Below are 24,612 nucleotides of genomic sequence, written 5' to 3'. Positions count from 1 at the left end.
AGGCCACCTGAAAAGTGTGGCCTGATGGGAGTGAGATGTAAACATTGCGGCAGTTGTATTGCCGGATGCGGCGTAAACGCCTTATCCGGCCTACCGCCGCGATCTGTAGGCCGGATAAGACGCGTCAAGCGTCGCATCCGGCAAATAGCACCTGGTAGATAATTACTGATTACCCACCTGATCGCCATACGGCAGAGTGTCGTAATCGATCAGCGCATTTTTCTTATACGGGTTACCAATCCAGCGGGTGGTTTCTTTGAATTGCGGGTTCACCACCGAACGGGTTGGATCGTAACCATCGTAAGATAAGCCCGCCAAATCCGACCAGGTGTGGATCAGTTCAGCCAGGCTGTATTTACGATCGACATCCTGCGAGAAATCACGCGGATGAGTCGCCTGCCATTTTTCCGACGTCCACAGCAGGAACGGAATGGTGTACATGTGGCGCGTCGGGTTGTCTTCATTACGCCCCTGAGTTTTATGCGGTGGTGTGTCATAAACCTCTTCACCGTGGTCAGAGAAGTAAACCAGGAAACCATTCGGATCAGCAGCTTTAAAGTCTTTAATCAGGCTGGCAACTACGTGATCGTTGTACAAGTTGGCGTTGTCGTAATCGTTATATGATTCCAACTCTTCTGCGCTTAATCCCGGCGGCACGTGATCGGTATTGCCATCAAACTTGCCCTGATCTTCCGGGTAACGATATTTGTATTTGATGTGCGTACCCAGCAGATGAACGATGATCAGTTTCTTCGGCGCGGGGTCCTTCAGCACTTCCTGGAACGGCTTCAGCACGTTGGTGTCGTATTCACGCGCACTCTGTGTGCGTTGCTGGTTCATGTAGTACTGTTTATCGGTCTGGCGCGAAAATACCGTCAGCATGGTGTTGCGGGCGGTCATCGTTTGCTGGTTGGTGATCCAGAACGTTTTATAACCCGCCTGTTTCATCATGTTCATCAGCGACGGCTGCGTCAGGTACAGATCCGGATTCTTTTCGTTGGCGAAAGTCAGCGCCTGTTGCAGGATTTCAATGGTGTACGGACGCGATGTGACCACATTATTGAACACGGTCAGGTTTGGGTCGGTTTTATGCAGCGCATCCAGTTCAGGCGTGGTTTCACGCGGATAACCGTACAGGCTCATGCGTCCACGCTGGGTTGATTCGCCAATCACCAGTACTAAGGTGCGCGGTTCGTTGCCCGATTTGTCTTTGAAATTAGCCAGCGGCGGTAATGCGTTATTTTCATTCAGTAGTTTCGTCAGTGAGTTAAGTTGCTGGCGATACTGATAATAACCTGTCAGGAATTGCCACGGCGCGGCGGGTTCCATGCGCGATGCCAGATTATCCAACGTTTTCTCAAACGGTTTGTTTTTGATAAACGTGTTCATGGCGATCGGGTGCAGAATCAAACCATAAAGCAGGGCAAAAGAGACAACATAACGCCACGGCTTCGGAATATAGACCGGGCGCAGGCGTGTCCATAGCAGAACTGCCACTGCTGTATAGGCCAGCGCGATAAGCACAATCTTCAGGCTGAAATACTGGCTTAAATACTCGCTGGCTTCGTTGGTGTTGGTTTCAAACATCACAAACAGAACGCTCTGCGAGAACTCCTGACCGTATATGACGTAGTAACACAGCGCCGCCAGAGAGGCCGCCCACAGCATCACGCCGATTATCGCGGCGATAATTTTAATCCGCTTCGGAAAGAGGAATACCGGGATCAACCACAGCGAACTAAACAACAGCGAGTCGCGCATGCCGTTAGTACCGCTGTAGCCGCTGACGTAAATAATGACCTGTAGTAGGGTAGAGAAAAACCAAAAGTAGAGCAGTGCCCAACCCAGGGCTTTCCAGCTAAAAAGGGGTTTAGCCTGGACTTCTGTGGAATGCATAGTAAGAACCTGTCTCGAAAAAATAGCGCCGAATGTAAGGGTAAAACCTTAAGGATATCTGAAGAGATATCCAGGATTTGAATAAAATGCAGACAGAAATATATTGAAAACGAGGGAGTTAGAACAGAAGTATTTCAGAAAACCCTCGCACTATTGCACGAGGGTTGATAGAGGGAGAGATTAGCCGGTATTACGCATACCTGCCGCAATCCCGGCAATAGTGACCATTAACGCTTGTTCTACGCGGGGATCCGGTTCATGACCTTCTTTTTCCGCCTGGCGGGAGCGGTGCAGTAGCTCTGCCTGCAACACGTTCAGCGGGTCGGTGTATATATTCCGTAGCTGAATAGACTCGGCAATCCACGGCAGATCCGCCATCAGATGGGAATCGTTGGCAATCGCCAGCACCACTTTGATGTCTTCTTCTTGCAGATTGCGTAACTCTTTACCTAACGGCCACAGTTCTTTGTCGACCAGGCGTTGGTCATAGTATTCCGCCAGCCACAGATCCGCTTTTGCGAACACCATCTCCAGCATTCCCAGACGTGTTGAGAAGAACGGCCAGTCGCGGCACATGGTTTCCAGTTCGTTCTGTTTGCCATCTTCGACCACTTTTTGCAGCGCTGTACCCGCACCCAGCCAGGCGGGAAGCATCAGGCGGTTTTGCGTCCAGGCGAAGATCCACGGAATGGCGCGCAGTGATTCGACGCCGCCGGTTGGGCGACGTTTCGCCGGACGTGAACCCAACGGCAGTTTGCCCAGTTCCTGTTCTGGCGTAGCGGAACGGAAGTAAGGAACAAAATCTTTGTTTTCACGCACGTAGCCACGATAGACATCGCAAGAGATGACCGACAGTTCATCCATAATCCGACGCCAGCTCTCTTTCGGCTCTGGCGGTGGCAGCAGGTTGGCTTCCAGAATCGCCCCGGTGTACAGCGACAGGCTGCTAACGGTGATTTCCGGTAGACCGTATTTAAAGCGGATCATCTCGCCCTGTTCGGTCACACGCAGGCCGCCTTTCAGGCTTCCCGGCGGTTGCGAAAGCAGTGCTGCATGTGCTGGTGCGCCACCGCGGCCAATGGAACCGCCGCGACCGTGGAACAGCGTCAGTTCAATACCCGCCTTTTCGCAGGTTTTGATTAACGCATCCTGTGCCTGATACTGCGCCCAGGATGCCGCCATCACGCCCGCATCTTTTGCTGAGTCGGAATAGCCAATCATTACCATCTGTTTGCCCTGAATCAGACCGCGATACCAGTCGATATTCAGCAGTTGGGTCATAACATCGTTGGCGTTGTTCAGGTCATCGAGGGTTTCAAACAGCGGTGCGACCGGCATCGCGAATCCAATTCCCGCTTCTTTCAGTAGCAGGTGGACAGCCAGTACGTCAGACGGTGTTTTCGCCATCGAGATCACGTAGGCGGCAATGGAGCCTTGCGGCGCTTCGGCAATCACCTGACACGTATCGAGCACTTCGCGCGTTTCGGCGCTTGGTTGCCAGTTGCGAGGCAGCAACGGACGTTTAGAGTTCAGTTCGCGGATCAGGAACGCCTGTTTGTCGGCCTCTGACCAGCTTTCGTAGTCTCCGATGCCGAGGTAGCGGGTCAGTTCACCCAATGCTTCGGTATGACGAGTACTCTCCTGGCGGATATCAATACGCACCAGCGGTACGCCGAAACATTTCACGCGGCGCAGAGTATCGAGCAGATCGCCGTTGGCGATAATCCCCATGCCACATGCCTGAAGTGACTGGTAGCAAGCGTAGAGCGGCTCCCATAATTCTTCGTTCTGTGTCAGCAGGCCTTCCGGTTTTGGCAGTTCTTCACCTTTCAGGCGCGCTTCCAGCCACGCCTGGGTCGCCATCAGGCGAGAACGCAGGTTTTTCATCAGATAGCGATACGGCTCTGCAGCACCTTCTTCACCGACCAGCGCCAGCAGTTCAGGTGTTGCTTCAACCATCGACAACTCGGAGACCAGAACCTGAATATCTTTCAGGAACAGGTCAGTTGCTTTCCAGCGACTGAGCAGAAGTACGTGACGGGTGATGTCGGCGGTGACGTTTGGGTTGCCATCGCGGTCGCCGCCCATCCACGAGGTAAAACGAACCGGAACAAATTCTACCGGCAGTTTGTAGCCCAGGTTTTCTTCCAGTTGCTCATTCAGTTCGCGCAGGTAATTCGGCACGCCCTGCCACAGGCTGTTTTCTACTACTGCAAAACCCCATTTGGCTTCATCAATTGGGCTTGGGCGTAGTTTGCGGATTTCATCGGTATGCCACGACTGAGCGATCAACTGGCGCAGACGGCGCATTAATTGGTGATGTTCGTAGTCAGCGAGATCTTTGTTGTCGAGCTGTTTTAAGCAGGCGTTCACTTCCACCATTTTGTGGATCAGTGTGCGGCGGGTGATTTCGGTTGGGTGTGCGGTAAGAACCAGTTCCAGCGACAACGATTCAACCGCTTTTTTGATCGTTTCTTCGCTAAGGTCTGGCTGGTTTTTTAGTTTACGCAGGGTACGGGCGATCACTTCCGGATTGCTGGCAGCCTCACCTTTTGGCGAAATGCTGTGGTATTGCTCGGCGGTGTTGGCCAGGTTCAGGAACTGGCTAAACGCACGCGCAACGGGTAGCAGCTCGTCGTTCGACAAATTTTGTAAGGTGGTGAGCAACTCCTGGCGGTTAGCATCATTGCCAGCGCGTGAAGATTTGGACAACTTACGGATAGTTTCTACGCGTTCAAGAATGTGTTCTCCCAACGCATCCTTGATGGTTTCTCCCAGCACTTTGCCGAGCATACTGACATTACTGCGCAACGCGGAATATTGTTCGTTCATATGACCCCAGACACCCCATCTTATCGTTTGATAGCCCTGTATCCTTCACGTCGCATTGGCGCGAATATGCTCGGGCTTTGCTTTTCGTCGTCTTTTATAAAGCCACGTAAACGCGGTGACGTCAAATGCTGCGAAATCGCTTCAGCAAACGAATAAATAGCAGGGATTTACGCCATTAAATTCACGACGTTTTAAATAAGCGTAACTTATGGGAATGTTAAAAATTCGCCTCGCGTAACACCAAATACGTAGGTCGGATAAGATGCGTAAGCATCGCATCCGACATTATTGCGGCGCTGGAGTTTGGCAGCAGTGCCGGATGCGGCGCGAGCGCCTTATCCGGCCTACGGTTGGGCATCATTTGAGTCACTGTAGGTCGGATAAGATGCGTAAGCATCGCATCCGACATTATTGCGGCGCTGGAGTTTGGCAACAGTGCCGGATGCGGTGCGAATGCTTTGTCCGGCCTACGGTTGGGCATCATTTGAGTCACTGTAGGTCGGATAAGATGCGTAAGCATCGCATCCGACATTATTGCGGCGCTGGAGTTTGGCAACAGTGCCGGATGCGGCGCGAGCGCCTTATCCGGCCTACGGTTGGGCATCATTTGAGTCACTGTAGGTCAGATAAGATGCGCAAGCATCGCATCCGACATTATTGCGGCGCTGGAGTTTGGCAACAGTGCCGGATGCGGCGCGAGCGCCTTATCCGGCCTACGGTTGGGCATCATTTGAGTCACTGTAGGTCGGATAAGATGCGTAAGCATCGCATCCGACATTATTGCGGCGCTGGAGTTTGGCAGCAGTGCCGGATGTGGCGCGAGCGCCTTATCCGGCCTACGGTTGGGCATCATTTGAGTCACTGTAGGTCGGATAAGATGCGCAAGCATCGCATCCGACATTACTGCGGTGCTGGAGTTTGGCAACAGTGCCGGATGCGGCGCGAGCGCCTTATCCGGCCTACGGTTGGGCATCATTTGAGTCACTGTAGGTCGGATAAGATGTGCAAGCATCGCATCCGACATTATTGCGGCGCTGGAGTTTGGCAACAGTGCCGGATGTGGCGCGAGCGCCTTATCCGGCCTACGGTTGGGCATCATTTGAGTCACTGTAGGTCGGATAAGATGCGCAAGCATCGCATCCGACATTACTGCGGTGCTGGAGTTTGGCAGCAGTGCCGGATGCGGTGCGAGCGCCTTATCCGGCCTACGGTTGGGCATCATTTGATTCACTGTAGGTCGGATAAGATGCGCAAGCATCGCATCCGACATTATTGCGGCGCTGGAGTTTGGCAACAGTGCCGGATGCGGCGCGAGCGCCTTATCCGGCCTACGGTTGGGCATCATTTGAGTCACTGTAGGTCGGATAAGATGCGCAAGCATCGCATCCGACATTATTGCGTCGCTGGAGTTTGGCAGCAGTGCCGGATGCGGCGCGAGCGCTTTGTCCGGCCTACGTTTTAATGCCAGCAAAAATGGTGAATCACCTGGGTGATCAACTCGCGGGTGGGTTTAATAAACCGTGTCTCCAGATATTCATCAGGCTGATGGGCTTGATTGATTGAACCAGGCCCTAACACCAGCGTCGGGCATAGCGTCTGAATAAACGGTGCTTCGGTACAGTAGTTCACCACTTCGGTCTGTGCGCCGAGCAATTTCTCAACCACTTCAACCAGTTGATGATTCGGCGGGCACTCATAACCAGGGATCGGCGGATGCAGCTCTTCGACCGTCAGACGACCCGGCCAGCGTTCGCTTACCGGTGCCAGCGCGTCGTTGAGCAAGCCGTTAAGTTCATTGAGCGTCATGCCAGGCAGCGGACGAATATCCATATGCAACTCACAGCAGGCACAAATTCGGTTAGATGCGTCACCGCCGTGAATATGCCCGAGGTTGAGCGTGGGATACGGTACGGTAAACGCTTCATAGTGATAGCGTTCTTTAAGGTCGTCACGTAATTGTAAAATATGGCCGATGGCGTCATGCATCAGCTCGATGGCATTCACCCCGCGTGCCGGATCGCTGGAGTGCCCCGACTGACCCATAATGCGAATGGCGTTAGAAATATGGCCTTTATGTGCGCGTACCGGTTGCAGTGACGTCGGTTCGCCAATGATGGCGCAATCCGGGCGCAGGGCGGTGGTTTCGGCAAAATAACGCGCTCCGGCCATACTGGTTTCTTCATCGGCAGTCGCCAGAATGTAGAGCGGCTTTGCAAGCTTCGTAACGTCGACATCGCGTAGTGCATCAAGGATAAACGCAAAGAAGCCTTTCATGTCGGCGGTGCCCAGACCATAGAGCTTGCCGTCATGCTCAGTCAGCGTAAACGGATCGCGCGTCCAGCGCCCGTCATCAAACGGCACGGTATCGGTATGCCCCGCCAGCAACAAGCCGCCAGCGCCGTGTCCGCAACTTGCCAGCATATTAAATTTGTTGCGTGTTCCCGGCACGGGCTGCACTTCCACATTGAAGCCCAAATCTTTGAACCAACCCGCCAGCAGAGTGATTAAATCTGCATTGCTTTGATCGAGCGCTTCTTCCGTGGCGCTTATTGAAGGTATGGCAATCAGAGCACGGTAGATCTCGATAAATGGCGGTAATTTGTTTTTCATTGTTGACACACCTCTGGTCATGATAGTATCAATATTCATGCATTAATTGTGAATAAAAATACACTAACGTTGAGCGTAATAAAACCCACCAGCCGTAAGGTGAATGTTTTACGTTTAGCCAGGCAAACAGACATAAGAAGGTGAATAGCCCCGATGTTGAATACGCTGATTGTGGGTGCCAGTGGTTATGCTGGCGCAGAGCTAGTGACCTATGTAAATCGCCATCCGCATATGAACATAACCGCTTTGACTGTTTCAGCGCAAAGCAATGATGCGGGAAAGTTAATCTCCGATTTGCATCCGCAGCTCAAAGGCATCGTTGATCTGCCGCTGCAGCCGATGTCGGATATCAGCGAGTTTAGCCCAGGGGTGGATGTGGTGTTTCTCGCCACTGCCCATGAAGTTAGCCACGATTTAGCACCGCAGTTTCTTGATGCAGGCTGTGTGGTATTCGACCTTTCCGGCGCATTCCGCGTTAACGACGCCGCCTTCTATGAAAAATATTACGGCTTTACCCATCAATACCCGGAACTGCTGGAGCAAGCCGCTTATGGTCTGGCGGAGTGGTGCGGCAATAAATTAAAAGAAGCGAATTTGATTGCGGTGCCGGGGTGTTACCCGACGGCAGCGCAGTTGGCGCTTAAACCGTTGATTGATGCCGATCTTCTAGATCTCAATCAGTGGCCGGTCATCAACGCCACCAGCGGTGTAAGCGGTGCAGGACGTAAGGCAGCGATTTCTAACAGCTTTTGTGAAGTCAGCCTGCAACCATACGGTGTCTTTACCCATCGCCATCAACCGGAAATCGCTACACACCTTGGTGCTGACGTGATCTTCACCCCGCATCTGGGCAATTTCCCGCGCGGCATTCTGGAAACGATTACCTGCCGTCTGAAACCGGGCGTGACCCAGGCGCAAGTAGCACAAGTGTTGCAACAGGCATATGCGCATAAACCGCTGGTACGGTTGTATGACAAAGGCGTTCCGGCGCTGAAAAACGTTGTCGGGCTACCGTTCTGCGATATCGGTTTTGCCGTTCAGGGCGAGCATCTGATTGTGGTGGCGACCGAAGACAACTTATTGAAAGGTGCGGCGGCACAGGCAATCCAGTGTGCCAATATTCGTTTCGGCTATGCGGAAACGCAGTCTCTTATTTAAGGGTGCAATGATGAATCCATTAATTATCAAACTGGGCGGCGTATTGCTGGATAGTGAAGAGGCGCTGGAACGGCTGTTTAGCGCACTGGTGAATTATCGCGAGTCTCATCAGCGTCCGTTGGTGATTGTTCACGGCGGCGGCTGCGTGGTGGATGAGTTGATGAAAGGGTTGAATCTGCCGGTGAAAAAGAAAAACGGCCTGCGCGTGACGCCTGCGGATCAGATAGACATTATCACTGGCGCACTGGCGGGAACGGCAAATAAAACCCTGCTGGCGTGGGCGAAGAAACATCAGATTGCTGCTGTGGGGCTGTTTCTCGGTGATGGCGACAGCGTCAAAGTGACCCAGCTCGATGAAGAGTTGGGCCATGTTGGACTGGCGCAGCCAGGTTCGCCTAAGCTTATCAACACGTTGCTGGAAAACGGTTATTTGCCGGTGGTCAGCTCTATTGGTGTGACGGACGAAGGGCAACTGATGAACGTCAATGCTGACCAGGCCGCGACGGCACTGGCGGCAACGCTGGGTGCGGATCTGATTTTGCTTTCTGATGTCAGTGGCATCCTCGACGGTAAAGGGCAACGAATTGCTGAGATGACCGCGGCGAAAGCAGAACAACTGATTGAGCAGGGCATTATTACTGACGGCATGATTGTGAAAGTGAATGCGGCGCTGGACGCTGCACGCACGCTGGGCCGCCCGGTGGACATCGCCTCCTGGCGTCATGCGGAACAGCTTCCGGCACTGTTTAACGGTATGCCGATGGGGACGCGGATTTTAGCTTAATTTTTGTTGGCCGGAGGCACAGCTTCCGGCATTGAATTTCAAAATAAGGAAACAGAGTTATGGCACTTTGGGGCGGGCGTTTTACTCAGGCAGCAGATCAACGGTTCAAACAATTTAATGACTCATTGCGCTTTGATTACCGTCTGGCGGAGCAGGATATTGTCGGCTCTGTAGCCTGGTCCAAAGCCCTGGTAACGGTAGGTGTGTTGACCGCAGAAGAGCAGGTGCAACTAGAAGAGGCGCTGAACGTGCTGCTGGAAGACGTTCGCGCCAGGCCACAACAAATCCTCGAAAGCGACGCCGAAGATATCCATAGCTGGGTGGAAGGTAAACTGATCGACAAAGTGGGTCAGTTAGGCAAAAAACTGCATACCGGGCGTAGCCGTAATGACCAGGTAGCGACTGACCTGAAATTGTGGTGCAAAGAGATGGTCAGCGAGTTGCTGGCGGCTAACCGCCAGTTGCAATCGGTGTTGGTGGAAACGGCGCAAAATAATCAGGACGCAGTGATGCCGGGTTATACCCACCTGCAACGCGCTCAACCGGTGACGTTCGCTCACTGGTGCCTGGCCTATGTTGAGATGCTGGCGCGTGATGAAAGCCGTTTGCAGGACGCGCTTAAGCGTCTGGATGTCAGCCCGTTAGGTTGTGGTGCGCTGGCGGGAACGGCCTATGACATTGACCGTGAACAACTGGCTGGCTGGCTGGGTTTTGCCTCGGCAACGCGTAACAGCCTGGACAGCGTTTCTGACCGTGATCACGTACTGGAACTGCTTTCTGCCGCCGCCATCGGCATGGTGCATCTGTCGCGTTTTGCCGAAGATCTCATTTTCTTTAACACCGGCGAAGCGGGTTTTGTCGAACTGTCTGATCGCGTGACTTCCGGTTCATCCTTAATGCCGCAGAAGAAAAACCCGGATGCGCTGGAGCTGATTCGTGGGAAATGTGGTCGTGTCCAGGGCGCATTAACCGGCATGATGATGACTCTGAAAGGGTTGCCGCTGGCCTATAACAAAGACATGCAGGAAGACAAAGAGGGCTTGTTCGACGCACTCGACACCTGGCTGGATTGCCTGCATATGGCGGCGCTGGTGCTGGATGGGATTCAGGTGAAACGCCCGCGTTGTCAGGAAGCGGCGCAGCAGGGTTACGCTAACGCCACTGAACTGGCGGATTATCTGGTGGCAAAAGGCGTACCTTTCCGCGAGGCGCACCATATTGTGGGTGAAGCGGTGGTGGAAGCCATTCGTCAGGGCAAACCACTGGAAGAACTGCCGCTGGCTGAGTTGCAGAAATTCAGCAAGGTGATTGGAGAAGATGTGTATCCGATTCTGTCGTTGCAATCGTGCCTCGACAAACGTGCGGCAAAAGGCGGCGTCTCACCGCAGCAGGTGGCGCAGGCGATTGCTTTTGCAAAGGCGCGGTTGGTGTAACTTGTTTATATCGCTCCCCTGAAAACGGGGAGTTTGCCTTATCATGCCTACGTAGTGTTGCGCTTTGTAAGCCAGATAAGGCGTTTACGCCGCATCTGGCAGGAATTTATCATCATCCTGATGCCCCTGAGTTTTACGTCCAGCCACAGCCATTCTTCGTCACATTCCTTTTAATTCTTGCGTCTTCTTTACGTTTACTTTTCCTATAAAAATCATTTTCAAATACATCAAACAATACATATTTTAATTAATTGAATATAATTAATTTCTATTGCTGTGTTCATTTTTAAGATTAATGGAATTTGTTATGTGATTATTTAACGTGTTGTTTTAACGATGATGGTTAATATTGTAGACAATATTTAAGGATATTTCTGTTCCTCGGCGGAAAATTTTATTTTTAATGTGATCACGGTTGAATAATCACTTTTTCTTCCTTGTATGGTAGTAGGCATAAAATTAAGTTTAAAACGTCTATTTAAAACACAGGAGAGTGCAATAATGAAAATTATTGCTGCGGACGTTTTTGTCACTTGCCCCGGGCGTAATTTCGTTACGCTTAAAATAACCACTGAAAGCGGACTTTGTGGGCTGGGAGATGCCACATTAAATGGTCGTGAATTGTCGGTCGCTTCCTATCTGAAAGATCATCTTTGTCCACAATTAATAGGTCGCGATGCCAGCCGTATCGAAGATATCTGGCAATTCTTTTATAAAGGTGCTTACTGGCGGCGTGGCCCCGTCACGATGTCGGCAATCTCTGCCATTGATATGGCGTTATGGGATATCAAAGCTAAAGCAGCCAATATGCCGCTGTATCAACTGCTGGGTGGCGCTTCTCGCGAGGGCGTGATGGTCTATTGCCACACCACCGGGCGTACAATTGATGAAGTCCTTGAAGACTATGCAAAACACCAGCAAATGGGCTTTAAGGCGATTCGGGTGCAGTGCGGCGTGCCGGGTATGCAAACTACCTATGGCCTGGCGAAGGGAAAAGGGCTGGCTTACGAACCGGCAACCAAAGGCCAGTGGCCGGAAGAACAATTGTGGTCTTCAGAAAAGTATCTCGATTTTACGCCGAAGCTCTTTGAGGCCGTGCGCAACAAGTTCGGTTTTAATGAACATCTGTTGCATGACATGCACCATCGCCTTACCCCTATTGAAGCGGCGCGCTTTGGTAAGAGCATTGAAGATTACCGCCTGTTCTGGATGGAAGACCCGACACCTGCCGAGAATCAGGAGTGTTTCCGTTTGATTCGCCAGCATACCGTGACACCAATTGCGGTCGGAGAAGTCTTTAATAGTATCTGGGATTGTAAGCAGTTAATCGAAGAGCAGTTAATTGACTATATCCGCACGACGATTACCCATGCTGGTGGAATTACCGGGATGCGACGGATTGCCGATTTTGCATCGCTTTATCAGGTGCGTACCGGTTCGCATGGCCCTTCTGATTTATCGCCCATTTGCCATGCGGCAGCGCTGCATTTTGATCTCTGGGTGCCTAACTTCGGTGTTCAGGAGTACATGGGTTATTCCGAACAAATGCTTGAGGTCTTCCCGCATAGCTGGCGCTTCGACGCGGGTTATATGCACCCAGGCGATGAACCAGGGCTGGGTATCTCCTTTGATGAGAAGCTGGCGGCGAAATATCCGTATGATCCGGCGTATCTCCCCGTTGCGCGTCTGGAAGACGGTACATTGTGGAATTGGTAGTGATTTAAGCGAAACCGTATATCTGTCGCTTAATTTATTTATTGAGTAATCAAATCTATTCAATTTTCTCAAGGAGTATAAAAATGGATGTTGATTTGCCAGGTAGTGTTGCGGGTAATAAACCGCAACGGATTCGCCGTATTCAGACGGTGGCGCTGGTTTTATTATTTATGGCGGGAATCGTTAATTTTCTCGATCGCTCATCATTGAGCGTGGCAGGCGAGGCGATTCGTGGCGAGTTAGGATTATCAGCCACAGAGTTTGGCGTTTTACTTTCTGCATTTTCTCTGTCTTATGGTTTTTCACAACTGCCTTCCGGTATTTTGTTAGATCGTTTTGGTTCACGAATTGTGTTAGGCGCAGGATTAATATTCTGGTCATTAATGCAGGCATTAACAGGAATGGTTAATTCCTTTAGCCACTTTATTATTATGCGTATTGGACTGGGTATTGGTGAAGCGCCGTTTATGCCTGCGGGGGTGAAATCTATCACCGACTGGTATGCGCAAAAAGAACGCGGCACGGCGCTGGGGATCCTTAACTCATCTACCGTTATCGGTCAGGCCATCGCGCCCCCTGTTCTTGTATTGATGCAACTGGCGTGGGGCTGGAGGACGATGTTTGTCATCATCGGCCTGGCGGGGATTCTGGTTGGGATTTGCTGGTACGCATGGTATCGCAACCGGGCGCAGTTTGTCCTGACCGATGAAGAACGAGCGTATCTCTCTGCACCGGTTAAGCCGCGTCCACAATTGCAATTTAGCGAGTGGCTGGCGCTGTTTAAACATCGGACAACCTGGGGGATGATTTTAGGTTTCGCTGGTGTCAACTATACCGGTTGGCTCTACATTGCGTGGTTACCCGGTTATTTGCAGGCTGCGCAAGGTTTCAGTCTGGCAAAAACCGGCTGGGTGGCGGCGATTCCTTTCCTTGCGGCGGCAGTCGGGATGTGGATCAACGGTATTGTTGTCGATAGACTGGCGAAAAAAGGCTACGACCTGGCGAAGACGCGTAAAACGGCCATTGTTTGCGGTTTGATGATGTCGGCATTAGGGACGTTGCTGGTGGTGCAATCTTCCTCGCCTGCGCAGGCGGTGGCGTTTATCTCAATGGCGCTGTTCTGCGTGCATTTCGCGGGAACATCGGCATGGGGACTGGTGCAGGTGATGGTGTCAGAAACAAAAGTGGCTTCCATCGCTGGTATTCAAAACTTTGGCAGTTTTGTCTTTGCTTCCTTTGCCCCGATCGTGACCGGCTGGGTAGTGGATACTACGCACTCGTTTAATCTGGCGCTGGTTATTGCGGCCTGCGTGACCTTCATCGGCGCGCTGTGTTACTTCTTTATCGTCAAAGATCGCATTGAATAAATATTGGGTCTGGCTCTCTTGTGGGAGCCGGGCGAAATAAAAAAAAGCGGATCCTGGAGATCCGCAAAAGTTCACGTTGGCTTTAGTTATTCGAGTTGAGAAACTCTCGAAACGGGCAGTGACTTCAAGGGTTAAAGAGGTGCCGCTCCGTTTCTGTGAGCAATTATCAGTCAGAATGCTTGATAGGGATAATCGTTCGTTGCTATGCTACCTATCGCCATGAACTATCGTGGCGATGGAGGATGGATAATGAATATTCGTGATCTTGAGTACCTGGTGGCATTGGCCGAACACCGCCATTTTCGCCGTGCGGCAGATTCCTGCCACGTCAGCCAGCCAACCCTGAGTGGGCAAATTCGTAAGCTGGAAGATGAGCTGGGCGTGATGTTGCTGGAGCGGACCAGCCGTAAAGTGTTATTCACCCAGGCGGGAATGCTGCTGGTGGATCAGGCGCGTACCGTGCTGCGTGAGGTGAAAGTCCTTAAAGAGATGGCAAGCCAGCAGGGCGAGACCATGTCCGGGCCGCTGCACATTGGTTTGATTCCAACGGTCGGGCCTTACCTGCTACCGCATATTATCCCGATGCTGCACCAGGCTTTTCCGAAGCTGGAAATGTATCTGCATGAAGCCCAGACCCATCAATTACTGGCGCAACTGGACAGCGGCAAACTCGACTGTGTGATCCTCGCACTGGTGAAGGAGAGCGAAGCATTCATTGAAGTGCCGTTGTTTGATGAGCCAATGCTGTTGGCAATCTATGAAGATCACCCGTGGGCTGATCGTGAATGTGTACCGATGGCCGATCTGGCCGGGGAAAAACTGCTGATGCTGGAAGATGGTCACTGTCTGCGCGATCAGGCAATGGGCTTCTGCTTTGAAGCGGGGGCGGATGAAGATACACACTTCCGCGCGACCAGTCTGGAGACGCTGCGTAACATGGTGGCGGCTGGTAGCGGTATCACTTTACTGCCTGCGCTGGCCGTGCCGCCGGAGCGTAAACGTGATGGCGTTGTTTATCTGCCGTGCATTAAGCCAGAACCACGCCGCACTGTTGGCCTGGTTTACCGTCCGGGTTCGCCGCTGCGCAGTCGCTATGAGCAACTGGCAGAGGCCATCCGTGCAAGAATGGATGGCCATTTCGGTAAAACGTTAAAACAGGCGATTTAAGCCGTTTAGCGCCGCGACCCGATAGGCTTCCGCCATAGTCGGGTAGTTAAAGGTGGTGTTGACGAAGTACTCAATCGTGTTGCCGCCACCTTTCTGTTCCATAATCGCCTGACCGATATGAATAATTTCGGCAGCGCGCTCACCAAAGCAGTGAATTCCCAGAATCTCTTTTGTTTCCCGATGGAACAAAATTTTCAACGTGCCCACGTTCATCCCGACAATTTGCGCACGAGCCAGATGTTTAAACTGGGCGCGGCCCACTTCATACGGCACTTTCATCGCGGTCAGTTGCTGTTCCGTTTTACCGACCGAGCTGATTTCCGGAATGGTGTAGATGCCGGTAGGGATATCTTCAATCAGATGCGCGGTGGCTTCGCCTTTCACCAGCGCCTGTGCGGCAATGCGTCCCTGGTCGTAGGCCGCCGACGCCAGGCTTGGATAACCAATCACGTCGCCCACCGCGTAAACGTGCGGCTGCGCGGTCTGGTACATGCTATTGACCTTTAGCTGACCGCGGCTGTCAGTTTCCAGTCCAATGTTCTGTAACGCCAGTGAATCGGTATTACCGGTGCGACCGTTGGCATAGAGCAGGCAGTCTGCTTTCAGCTTTTTGCCTGACTTCAGGTGCATGATCACGCCGTCGTCACAGCCTTCGATCTTCTCGTACTCTTCGTTGTGACGGATCACCACGCCACTGTTCCAGAAGTGATAGGAGAGAGAATCTGACATCTCCTGATCCAGAAATGCCAGCAGGCGATCACGGGTGTTGATCAGATCGACTTTCACATCCATTCCACGGAAGATCGACGCATATTCGCAGCCGATCACCCCGGCACCGTAGATAAGTACATGGCGCGGTTCGTGATGCATGCTAAGAATCGAGTCGCTGTCGTAAATGCGCGGATGGGTAAAATCGACGTCTGCCGGATGATAAGGGCGAGAACCGCAGGCAATGACATATTTTTCTGCGGTCAGCGTTTCTACCGTGCCGTCAGGGCAATCCAGCGCCAACGTGTGCTCGTCAACAAAGCGAGCGTTCCCCTGCAATATTTCGCAGTGATTACGTTCGTAAAATCCCTGACGCATGCGCGTTTGTTGATTAATCACATTATCGGCATGGTTGAGGATATCGGCAAAAGAAGAGCGGAGCAGCCGTGAATGATCGCTATAAAGAGGGTTTTGATTAAATTCTATAATGCGGCTGACAGCGTGACGGAGGGCTTTCGACGGAATGGTGCCCCAGTGGGTGCAACCGCCGCCAACATTTTGATAACGCTCGATAACTGCGACGCGCGCACCTTGCTTAACCAGACCCATTGCAGCGCCTTCGCCGCCGGGGCCGGAACCTATTACTATGGCATCGTAATCGTAGGAATGTGACATGGTAGGGCTTACCTGTTCTTATACATAAAAGCAACAGAATGGTAACATTTTATCGCGGGTAAGCCAATTGATCCCCGTCATTTATCTGGTTATATCGTGAGCGGCCTTTGCTTTGTCTGCTCCTTCCCTGTCTCATTAATTCGCAATTAAACGCTTTTTCTTATGGCAGATAGTTTTATCTTGCTGAAAAGTGCCTTTTTGTTATTGTCTCCGTGAAATCATTTTATAAAACAAATAGATAAACATTTTATATTGATTGGTTATTTGTATTTATACCATCAATGCAATCCGTTAATTAGCCTGTTTATCAGTGAATAAAGGAATAGCCGATGATCGAACACTCTATTCGTGGGTTTGAGGAAGAACTGCGCGAGATCCGCCATCAGATCCATGAAAATCCGGAGCTGGGGTTAAAGGAGTTTAAAACCAGTGCTCTGGTGGCGGAAAAGTTACGCCTGTGGGGTTATGAAGTTGAACAAGGGCTGGCGACGACGGGCGTGGTCGCTACCTTAAAAGTCGGTGACGGAGAGAAAAGTATTGGCTTGCGTGCCGATATGGATGCGCTGCCAATTTATGAAAATAGCGGCAAGTCCTGGGCCAGTAAACATCCCGGTTTAATGCATGCCTGCGGGCATGACGGACATACCACAATATTGCTGGGTGCCGCGCGCTATCTTGCTGAAACCCGCCGCTTTAACGGCACGTTGCGCCTTATCTTCCAGCCAGCGGAAGAAATGATTAACGGCGGCGAGATCATGGTTAAAGAAGGACTTTTTGACCGTTTCCCCTGCGATGTCATTTTCGGCATGCATAACATGCCCGGTCTGCCAGTGGGTAAGTTTTATTTCCAGCCCGGAGCGCTGATGGCGTCAATGGATCAATTCCATATTACGGTTCGTGGTTGTGGCGGACACGGTGCGATCCCTCACAAAGCGATTGATCCGGTGCTGGTTGCCGCACATATCACCACCGCATTACAAAGCATTGTGTCGCGCAATGTCGATCCGCTGGAGGCAGCAGTCATTACCGTCGGCAGTATTGTTGCGGGTGAGGCCGCTAACGTCATTCCTGATAGTGCTGAGATGAAAATTAGCGTCCGCTCTCTTAGCCGTGAAACCCGGCAACTTCTGTTGGCCCGTATTCCCGCTCTGGCACAAGCCCAGGCTATCAGCTTTGGTGCTACGGCTGATGTGACGCATGTTAACGGTACTCCGGTGTTGGTCAACGATGAAGAGATGGCGCGCTTTGCCTGGCAGGTGGCGTGTAAAACGTTTGGTGAAGATCGGGCCGGGTTTGGCATCAAGCCTCTGATGGGCAGTGAAGATTTCTCTTTCATGCTGGAAGCCCAGCCGAAAGGTGCTTTTTTGCTGTTCGGTAATGGCGATGTCGGGGAAGGGGCATGCATGGTGCATAACCCAGGTTACGACTTCAACGATGCAAGTCTGGTTCCGGCAAGCAGCTACTGGGGCGCACTGGTGGAAGCCTGGCTGCAATAAATAAAACAACACACAACATCACTATCTGGCAAGGAACATGGAATGACGGCGATCGTAAATGAAACAGTGGACGTAAGGAAAAAGCCCAGCGGCAAACGGGTGATTTTTGCCTCGGCGTTTGGCAATGCGCTCGAATTTTTTGATTTTGGCGTTTACAACTTTTTTGTGGTCTATATCAGCACGCTTTTCTTTCCACCCAGTGCCGATCACAATGTCGCGCTGTTACTGGCATTTGCAACGTTTGGCGTGAGCTTTTTTATGCGCCCGCTTGGTGGGATTATCGTTGGTGCCTGGGCCGATCGTTTCGGGCGGAAACCGGCGATGGTGTTTACCATTGCCCTGATGAGTCTCGGTACGCTGATGATCGGCATTGCGCCAACATATGCGACGGCGGGATATTGGGGAACAGCGACGCTGGTGCTGGCGCGCCTGATTCAGGGCGTTGCGGCAGGCGGTGAAGTCGGTGCCTCAATGTCTTTGCTGGTTGAGTCAGCTCCGGCAAATCGTCGCGGCTTTTACAGTAGCTGGTCGCTGGCGACCCAGGGGCTGGCAACGACCTTTGGTGGTGTCGTCGCTTTGGGTTTGAGCGCATGGCTGCCGTTCGCCACAGGTTCAGAAACCGTAATGGCGGAGTGGGGCTGGCGTGTACCGTTTTTTATTGGTGTGCTGTTAGCGCCCATCGGTTGCTGGCTGCGCCTGAGTCTGGAAAACGATGTGCCTGAACCTGTGCACCATAAAAAAGCCGCAGCCAGCGAAAGCGCGTTTTCTCTGCTCTTGCAACATAAAGCAACCATCGTTAATGGTGTTTTACTCGCTATTGGTAGTACGGTTGCAACCTATATCTCCCTCTTTTACTACGGCACCTGGGCTGCGAAGTATCTGGCGATGCCTCAACACTATTCTCATGCAGCGATGTTACTGGCGGGCGTTATTACGTTTGTGGGGGCGTTGTTGGTGGGGATGCTGTGTGATTCGGTCGGGCGTAAAAAGCTGATTTTAATCTCCCGGGTGATGGTGTTGATCTGTAGCTGGCCATCGTTCTGGCTGTTGGTGAATTATCCCAGTCCCGGCATGTTGCTGACGGTGGTTTTCGTGATGGTCAGCTTCACCACGCTTGGCGGTGTACCGGTAATGTTGCTGATTTCCGAACTGTTACCGAAACGGATTCGGGCATTGGGCTTCGCACTGGTTTATAGCATTGGCGTAGCAATCTTCGGCGGGTTTGCGCAATACTTTGCCACGCAATCCATTGTGTTACTGGATAGCCTGACGGCGCCAGCGTGGTATCTGGGCGGAGGTACGTTGTTGTCGATGCTGGCGTTGTTGTTTGTGAAAGAACCGGCTAAAGAGTTGCAGTAAATGTGTTTTATTGCGTTACCGTTCATTCACAACACTGGAGCAATCCAGTATGTTCATTCTCTGGTATAGTGCCAACAGTACTTTTGGCAAGGATTTAGACATCGTGATGGGCGTAAGAGCGCAACAAAAAGAAAAAACCCGCCGTTCTCTGGTGGAAGCCGCATTTAGCCAATTAAGTGCTGAACGTAGCTTCGCCAGCCTGAGTTTGCGTGAAGTGGCGCGTGAAGCGGGCATTGCTCCCACCTCTTTTTATCGGCATTTCCGCGACGTAGACGAACTTGGTCTGACTATGGTTGATGAGAGCGGTTTAATGCTGCGCCAACTCATGCGCCAGGCGCGTCAGCGTATTGCTAAAGGCGGGAGTGTGATCCGCACCTCGGTCTCCACATTTATGGAGTTCATCGGTAATAATCCGAACGCCTTCCGGTTATTATTGCGGGAACGCTCCGGCACCTCCGCTGCGTTCCGTGCCGCTGTTGCGCGTGAAATTCAGCACTTCATTGCGGAACTTGCGGACTATCTGGAACTCGAAAACCATATGCCTCGTGCGTTTACTGAAGCGCAAGCCGAAGCAATGGTGACGATTGTCTTCAGTGCGGGTGCCGAGGCGTTGGATGTCGGCGTCGAACAACGTCGGCAATTAGAAGAGCGACTGGTACTGCAACTGCGAATGATTTCGAAAGGGGCTTATTACTGGTATCGCCGTGAACAAGAAAAAACCGCAATTATTCCGGGAAATGTGAAGGACGAGTAATGAAACAAGCAAATCAAGATAGAGGTACGCTGCTGCTGGCGCTGGTTGCAGGCTTATCGATCAATGGTACTTTTGCGGCGCTGTTTAGCTCCATTGTGCCATTTTCTGTATTCCCGATTATTTCCCTGGTGCTGACGGTCTACTGCCTGCATCAACGTTATCTTAATCGCACTATGCCGGTAGGTTTGCCGGGTCTGGCTGCTGCCTGTTTTATTCTCGGTGTTCTGCTGTACAGCACGGTGGTTCGTGCGGAATATCCGGATATCGGTTCTAACTTCTTCCCGGCCGTGCTGTCCGTCATTATGGTGTTCTGGATTGGCGCGAAGATGCGTAACCGTAAGCAGGAAATTGCTGAGTAATCAGTATCATGCTGGATGCTGGCGCATCCAGCATGGGTTTTACTTAGCGGTTAGTAATACGCCGCACTCCATATGGTGCGTGTAGGGGAACTGATCAAACAGAGCCAGACGTTCAACCTTGTGCGTCTGGCTTAATGTTTCCAGATTCTTACATAACGTTTCCGGGTTGCAGGAGATATACAAAATACGCGGATACGCCTGCACCATTTTCTCGGTTTCACTGTCCAGACCGCTGCGCGGTGGGTCGACAAAAATGGTTTCGCACTGATAACTCTTCAGGTCGATACCTTGCAGACGGTTAAACTCACGCACGCCATTCATCGCTTGAGTAAACTCTTCCGCCGCCATACGAATAATTTGTACGTTATCTATATGGTTAGCAGCAATATTGTATTGCGCGGCAGCGACCGACGGCTTGGCGATTTCGGTGGCTAATACTCGATCAAAATTGCGCGCCAGAGCTAATGAAAAATTACCGTTGCCGCAGTACAACTCCAGTAAATCGCCTTTTGAGCCTTTGGTAACATCCAGCGCCCATTCCAGCATCTGAATATTCATCGCTGCGTTTGGCTGGGTGAAGCTGTTTTCTACCTGACGGTAGATCATCTCTTTCCCTGCGACTGGCAGACGCTCATCAATGTAATCCTGATCCAGCTCGATTTTTGTTTTCGTTGCCCGACCAATCAAATGCACATTCAGATTCTGCGCTCGCAGTGCATCGCGCAGGGCTTCTGCCTGCTGACGCCACTCGTCATCCAGCTTTTTATGGTACAGCAGAGAAACGACGGCCTGATTGCTCAATGTGGTGAGGTAATCAATCTGGAACAGCTTGTGGCGCAGAATGGGATTATTACGCACACCCGCAATCATCGCCGTCATCAACTGGTTGATCAGTTCACTGGCGGCGGGGAAGCTATCTACGCGGATGCGGCTTTTGGTCTGTTGATCGAAAATGATGTGGTACAGGTCATCGCCATCGTGCCAGATGCGGAATTCTGCTCGCATCCGATAATGACTGACCGGCGAGCGAAACACTTCCGGAACCAGGTCAGAAAACGGCGCCATCATACTTTGTAAACGTACCACTTTTTCGGCTAACTGCGCTTCATACTGTTCTGTTGGAAGGTGTTCGGGGGTCATGATGTATCCTGAAAATGAAATGTACGCGGCGATTGTAGGGATTGCTCATCAGATGTCCAGATCTTGATGAATTCCTATTTATGCGCGACGTCTGGACAGCAACTTGTTACAACCTGTAGCATCCACTCGCCGGTCCTGTGAGTTAATAGGGAATCCAGTGCGAATCTGGAGCTGACGCGCAGCGGTAAGGAAAGGTGCGATGATTGCGTAATGCGGACACTGCCATCCGGTGGGAAGTCATCATCTCTTTGTATCCTCAGATACCCCTCCAAGCCCGAAGACCTGCCGGCCAACGTCGCATCTGGTTCTCATCATCGCGTAATATTGATGAAACCTGCGGCATCCTTCTTCTATTGTGGATGCTTTACAATGATTAAAAAAGCTTCGCTGCTGACGGCGTGTTCCGTCACAGCCTTTTCCGCTTGGGCACAGGACACCAGCCCGGATACTCTCGTTGTTACTGCTAACCGTTTTGAACAGCCTCGCAGCACTGTGCTTGCTCCAACTACCGTTGTGACACGTCAGGATATTGACCGCTGGCAGTCGGCCTCGGTGAACGATGTTCTACGTCGTCTGCCGGGCGTGGATATCACCCAGAATGGCGGTTCAGGTCAGCTCTCTTCTATTTTTATCCGTGGTACAAACGCCAGCCATGTATTGGTGTTAATTGATGGCGTACGCCTGAATTTGGCGGGGGTCAGTGGTTCTGCCGACCTTAGCCAATTCCCTATTGCGCTTGTCCAGCGAGTTGAATATATCCGTGGACCGCGATCTGCCGTTTATGGTTCTGATGCAATAGGCGGAGTGGTGAATATCATCACCACGCGGGATGAATCCGGCACGGAAATTTCAGCGGGATGGGGAAGTAATAGTTATCAGAACTACGATGTTTCTACGCAGCAACAACTGGGGGATAAAACACGGGTAACTCTGTTGGCCGATTATGCCCATACCCATGGATTTGATGTTGTCGCCTATGGCAATACCGGAACGCAAGCACAACCAGATAACGATGGTTTTTTAAGTAAAACGCTTTATGGTGCGCTGGAGCATAATTTTACTGACACCTGGAGCGGCTTTGTGCGCGGCTATGGCTATGATAATCGTACCAATTATGACGCGTATTATTCTCCCGGCTCACCGTTACTCGATACCCGTAAACTCTATAGCCAAAGTTGGGACACCGGGCTGCGCTATAACGGCGAGCTGATTAAATCACAACTGATTACCAGTTACAGCCACAGCAAAGATTACAACTACGATCCGCATTATGGTCGTTATGATTCGTCCGCGACGCTCGATGAGATGAAGCAGTACACCGTCCAGTGGGCAAACAACGTCACCGTTGGTCACGGTAATATCGGCGCGGGTGTTGACTGGCAGAAGCAAACTACGACGCCAGGCACTGGATATGTTGCAGATGGGTATGATCAACGTAATACGGGGATCTATCTGACCGGGGTACAACAAGTTGGCGATTTTACGTTTGAAGGTGCTGCACGCAGCGATGATAACTCACAGTTTGGTCGTCATGGCACCTGGCAAACCAGTGCTGGTTGGGAGTTCATTGAAGGCTATCGCTTTATCGCTTCTTATGGCACGTCGTACAAGGCACCTAATCTTGGGCAACTGTACGGTTTCTACGGTAATCCGGATCTGAACCCCGAGAAAAGCAAACAGTGGGAAGGTGCGTTTGAGGGTTTAACCGCTGGGGTGAACTGGCGTATCTCCGGGTATCGTAACGATATCAGTGACCTGATCGATTATGACGATCACATCCTGAAATACTACAACGAAGGGAAAGCGCGGATTAAAGGCGTCGAGGCGACCGCCAATTTTGATACCGGACCGCTGACACATACGGTGAGTTACGATTATGTCGACGCACGTAATGCGATTACCGACACGCCGTTATTACGTCGTGCTAAACAGCAGGTGAAATATCAGCTCGACTGGCAACTGTATGATTTTGATTGGGGTATTACTTACCAGTATTTAGGTACTCGCTATGATAAGGATTACTCATCTTATCCCTATCAAACTGTGAAAATGGGCGGTGTGAGCTTGTGGGATATTGCGGTTGCATATCCGGTCACCTCTCATCTGACTGTTCGTGGTAAAATAGCCAACCTGTTCGACAAAGATTACGAGACAGTCTATGGCTACCAAACTGCAGGACGGGAATACACCTTGTCTGGCAGCTACACCTTCTGAACCACGTCCCACCGTGCTGGTGTTTGACTCCGGCGTCGGTGGGCTGTCGGTCTATGACGAGATCCGGCGTCTCTTACCGGATCTCCATTACATTTATGCTTTTGATAACGTCGCTTTCCCGTATGGCGAAAAAAGCGAAGAGTTTATTGTTGAGCGCGTGGTGGAAATTGTCACTGCAGTGCAAGAACGTTATCCCCTTGCATTGGCGGTGGTGGCTTGCAACACCGCCAGTACCGTTTCACTTCCTGCATTACGCGAAAAGTTTGACTTCCCGGTTGTCGGCGTCGTTCCGGCGATTAAACCCGCAGCGCGTCTGACCGCTAATGGCATTGTTGGACTGCTGGCAACTCGCGGAACAGTTAAACGTTCTTATACCCATGAGTTGATCGCGCGTTTCGCCAATGAATGCCAGATAGAAATGCTCGGTTCGGCAGAGATGGTCGAGCTGGCTGAAGCGAAGCTGCATGGCAATGAAGTTTCTCTGGATGCACTAAAGCGTATCTTGCGCCCGTGGTTAAGAATGAAAGAGCCGCCAGATACTGTTGTTCTGGGATGTACCCACTTCCCTCTATTACAAGATGAACTGTTGCAGGTGCTGCCAGAGGGAACCCGGTTGGTGGATTCAGGCGCAGCGATTGCCCGCCGAACGGCCTGGTTACTGGAGCATGAAGCCCCTGATGCAAAATCAGTCGATGCGAATATTGCCTTTTGTATGGCAATGACGCCAGAAGCTGAACAGTTATTGTCCGTTTTACAGCGTTACGGCTTTAAAACGCTCGAAAAACTGACAGTTTCAGGCTGATTTGATTGAAACTTGCGCATTCGGAAAATTATTTTAAATTTCCTCTTGTCAGGCCGGAATAACTCCCTATAATGCGCCACCACTGACACGGAACAACGGCAAATAAGCCGCCGGGTCAGCGGGGTTCTCCTGAGAACTTCGA

The 24,612-nt window shown here is 51.5% G+C and carries 19 protein-coding genes and 1 riboswitch; of the genes, 12 read left to right on the top strand and 7 right to left on the bottom strand.

What is annotated here, in order from left to right; all coding sequences use genetic code 11:
- Positions 1-162: 162 nt before the first annotated feature.
- The 5 genes from A9587_RS18320 to argE all read right to left on the bottom strand — a co-directional run bounded on the left by A9587_RS18320 (position 163) and on the right by argE (position 7,338).
- Positions 163-1,896: a phosphoethanolamine transferase CptA gene (locus tag A9587_RS18320; protein WP_105263835.1), complete on the bottom strand. Its 1,734-nt coding sequence runs from the start codon at positions 1,894-1,896 to the stop codon at positions 163-165.
- A gap of 180 nt (positions 1,897-2,076) precedes the next feature.
- Positions 2,077-4,728 carry a phosphoenolpyruvate carboxylase gene (ppc, locus tag A9587_RS18315; RefSeq protein WP_001005558.1) on the bottom strand — a complete coding sequence of 884 codons (2,652 nt, stop codon included), beginning with the start codon at positions 4,726-4,728 and terminating at the stop codon, positions 2,077-2,079.
- 217 nt (positions 4,729-4,945) lie between these two features.
- Positions 4,946-5,335, bottom strand: coding sequence for a hypothetical protein (locus A9587_RS18310; protein ID WP_105281940.1), 390 nt, complete (start codon positions 5,333-5,335; stop codon positions 4,946-4,948).
- Positions 5,336-5,350: 15 nt separating this feature from the next.
- Positions 5,351-6,199, bottom strand: coding sequence for a hypothetical protein (locus A9587_RS18305; protein ID WP_105281939.1), 849 nt, complete (start codon positions 6,197-6,199; stop codon positions 5,351-5,353).
- Entirely contained in the window at positions 6,187-7,338 is a 1,152-nt protein-coding gene (gene argE / locus A9587_RS18300) for an acetylornithine deacetylase (RefSeq protein WP_105263996.1), read from the bottom strand. The genes A9587_RS18305 and argE overlap by 13 nt, the downstream gene beginning before the upstream one ends.
- A gap of 153 nt (positions 7,339-7,491) precedes the next feature.
- Here argE and argC point away from each other — a divergent pair, with 153 nt between their 5' ends.
- From argC to oxyR, 6 genes are all read left to right on the top strand, one after another.
- Positions 7,492-8,496, top strand: a complete 1,005-nt coding sequence (argC, locus tag A9587_RS18295) for an N-acetyl-gamma-glutamyl-phosphate reductase (protein ID WP_000935354.1) — start codon at positions 7,492-7,494, stop codon at positions 8,494-8,496.
- Positions 8,497-8,503: 7 nt separating this feature from the next.
- Positions 8,504-9,280 (top strand): acetylglutamate kinase, encoded by a 777-nt coding sequence (argB, locus tag A9587_RS18290; protein WP_001362445.1) that lies wholly within the window; start codon positions 8,504-8,506, stop codon positions 9,278-9,280.
- 59 nt (positions 9,281-9,339) lie between these two features.
- Positions 9,340-10,713 (top strand): argininosuccinate lyase, encoded by a 1,374-nt coding sequence (argH, locus tag A9587_RS18285; RefSeq protein ID WP_105263995.1) that lies wholly within the window; start codon positions 9,340-9,342, stop codon positions 10,711-10,713.
- 501 nt (positions 10,714-11,214) lie between these two features.
- The gene (gene manD, locus A9587_RS18280; protein WP_000690941.1) at positions 11,215-12,429 is read left to right on the top strand and encodes a D-mannonate dehydratase ManD; all 1,215 of its coding nucleotides are present in this window, start codon (positions 11,215-11,217) and stop codon (positions 12,427-12,429) included.
- A gap of 83 nt (positions 12,430-12,512) precedes the next feature.
- Positions 12,513-13,796: an MFS transporter gene (locus A9587_RS18275; RefSeq protein WP_105263994.1), complete on the top strand. Its 1,284-nt coding sequence runs from the start codon at positions 12,513-12,515 to the stop codon at positions 13,794-13,796.
- Between the two features lie 249 nt (positions 13,797-14,045).
- On the top strand, positions 14,046-14,963 hold the full coding sequence (gene oxyR / locus A9587_RS18270) for a DNA-binding transcriptional regulator OxyR (protein ID WP_001025929.1): 918 nt from the start codon (positions 14,046-14,048) through the stop codon (positions 14,961-14,963).
- On the opposite strand, the gene sthA is transcribed toward oxyR, so the two are convergent.
- A complete protein-coding gene (sthA, locus tag A9587_RS18265) occupies positions 14,946-16,346 on the bottom strand; it encodes a Si-specific NAD(P)(+) transhydrogenase (protein ID WP_000019889.1) in 1,401 nt (466 codons plus the stop codon). The two genes, oxyR and sthA, sit on opposite strands and share 18 nt — an antisense overlap.
- A gap of 329 nt (positions 16,347-16,675) precedes the next feature.
- Between sthA and A9587_RS18260 the strand changes: the two genes are divergently transcribed.
- The 4 genes from A9587_RS18260 to A9587_RS18245 all read left to right on the top strand — a co-directional run bounded on the left by A9587_RS18260 (position 16,676) and on the right by A9587_RS18245 (position 20,314).
- A complete protein-coding gene (locus A9587_RS18260) occupies positions 16,676-17,842 on the top strand; it encodes a M20 aminoacylase family protein (RefSeq protein ID WP_016249363.1) in 1,167 nt (388 codons plus the stop codon).
- Between the two features lie 42 nt (positions 17,843-17,884).
- Positions 17,885-19,201, top strand: coding sequence for a citrate-proton symporter (locus A9587_RS18255; protein ID WP_000125454.1), 1,317 nt, complete (start codon positions 17,885-17,887; stop codon positions 19,199-19,201).
- A gap of 103 nt (positions 19,202-19,304) precedes the next feature.
- A complete protein-coding gene (gene fabR / locus A9587_RS18250; RefSeq protein WP_001309117.1) occupies positions 19,305-19,955 on the top strand; it encodes an HTH-type transcriptional repressor FabR in 651 nt (216 codons plus the stop codon).
- Positions 19,955-20,314 carry a YijD family membrane protein gene (locus tag A9587_RS18245; RefSeq protein WP_000806410.1) on the top strand — a complete coding sequence of 120 codons (360 nt, stop codon included), beginning with the start codon at positions 19,955-19,957 and terminating at the stop codon, positions 20,312-20,314. Before fabR ends, A9587_RS18245 begins: the two co-directional genes overlap by 1 nt.
- Before the next feature lie 39 nt (positions 20,315-20,353).
- On the opposite strand, the gene trmA is transcribed toward A9587_RS18245, so the two are convergent.
- A complete protein-coding gene (trmA, locus tag A9587_RS18240) occupies positions 20,354-21,454 on the bottom strand; it encodes a tRNA (uridine(54)-C5)-methyltransferase TrmA (RefSeq protein ID WP_001696384.1) in 1,101 nt (366 codons plus the stop codon).
- Between the two features lie 113 nt (positions 21,455-21,567).
- Positions 21,568-21,758: riboswitch (cobalamin riboswitch) on the top strand.
- A gap of 65 nt (positions 21,759-21,823) precedes the next feature.
- Here trmA and btuB point away from each other — a divergent pair.
- A complete protein-coding gene (gene btuB / locus A9587_RS18235) occupies positions 21,824-23,668 on the top strand; it encodes a TonB-dependent vitamin B12 receptor BtuB (RefSeq protein WP_000591341.1) in 1,845 nt (614 codons plus the stop codon).
- Positions 23,613-24,470 carry a glutamate racemase gene (murI, locus tag A9587_RS18230; protein WP_000201835.1) on the top strand — a complete coding sequence of 286 codons (858 nt, stop codon included), beginning with the start codon at positions 23,613-23,615 and terminating at the stop codon, positions 24,468-24,470. The genes btuB and murI overlap by 56 nt, the downstream gene beginning before the upstream one ends.
- Positions 24,471-24,612: the final 142 nt, after the last annotated feature.

Source organism: Escherichia sp. MOD1-EC6162 (genome assembly GCF_002965125.1).
Taxonomy (GTDB): Bacteria; Pseudomonadota; Gammaproteobacteria; order Enterobacterales; family Enterobacteriaceae; genus Escherichia; species Escherichia marmotae.
This window is presented reverse-complemented; position numbering and strand designations above follow the sequence as displayed.

What these genes read in the sequence shown, in the direction of transcription:
- murI (WP_000201835.1), top strand. Translation starts at nt 23,613, where the DNA reads ATGGCTACCAAACTGCAGGACGGGAATACACCTTGTCTGGCAGCTACA.
- A9587_RS18245 (WP_000806410.1), top strand. Translation starts at nt 19,955, where the DNA reads ATGAAACAAGCAAATCAAGATAGAGGTACGCTGCTGCTGGCGCTGGTT.
- A9587_RS18260 (WP_016249363.1), top strand. Translation starts at nt 16,676, where the DNA reads ATGATCGAACACTCTATTCGTGGGTTTGAGGAAGAACTGCGCGAGATC.
- A9587_RS18275 (WP_105263994.1), top strand. Translation starts at nt 12,513, where the DNA reads ATGGATGTTGATTTGCCAGGTAGTGTTGCGGGTAATAAACCGCAACGG.
- ppc (WP_001005558.1), bottom strand. Translation starts at nt 4,728, where the DNA reads ATGAACGAACAATATTCCGCGTTGCGCAGTAATGTCAGTATGCTCGGC.
- manD (WP_000690941.1), top strand. Translation starts at nt 11,215, where the DNA reads ATGAAAATTATTGCTGCGGACGTTTTTGTCACTTGCCCCGGGCGTAAT.
- trmA (WP_001696384.1), bottom strand. Translation starts at nt 21,454, where the DNA reads ATGACCCCCGAACACCTTCCAACAGAACAGTATGAAGCGCAGTTAGCC.
- sthA (WP_000019889.1), bottom strand. Translation starts at nt 16,346, where the DNA reads ATGTCACATTCCTACGATTACGATGCCATAGTAATAGGTTCCGGCCCC.
- argH (WP_105263995.1), top strand. Translation starts at nt 9,340, where the DNA reads ATGGCACTTTGGGGCGGGCGTTTTACTCAGGCAGCAGATCAACGGTTC.
- oxyR (WP_001025929.1), top strand. Translation starts at nt 14,046, where the DNA reads ATGAATATTCGTGATCTTGAGTACCTGGTGGCATTGGCCGAACACCGC.
- btuB (WP_000591341.1), top strand. Translation starts at nt 21,824, where the DNA reads ATGATTAAAAAAGCTTCGCTGCTGACGGCGTGTTCCGTCACAGCCTTT.
- argB (WP_001362445.1), top strand. Translation starts at nt 8,504, where the DNA reads ATGATGAATCCATTAATTATCAAACTGGGCGGCGTATTGCTGGATAGT.
- argE (WP_105263996.1), bottom strand. Translation starts at nt 7,338, where the DNA reads ATGAAAAACAAATTACCGCCATTTATCGAGATCTACCGTGCTCTGATT.
- A9587_RS18310 (WP_105281940.1), bottom strand. Translation starts at nt 5,335, where the DNA reads ATGATGCCCAACCGTAGGCCGGATAAGGCGCTCGCGCCGCATCCGGCA.
- A9587_RS18255 (WP_000125454.1), top strand. Translation starts at nt 17,885, where the DNA reads ATGACGGCGATCGTAAATGAAACAGTGGACGTAAGGAAAAAGCCCAGC.
- argC (WP_000935354.1), top strand. Translation starts at nt 7,492, where the DNA reads ATGTTGAATACGCTGATTGTGGGTGCCAGTGGTTATGCTGGCGCAGAG.
- A9587_RS18320 (WP_105263835.1), bottom strand. Translation starts at nt 1,896, where the DNA reads ATGCATTCCACAGAAGTCCAGGCTAAACCCCTTTTTAGCTGGAAAGCC.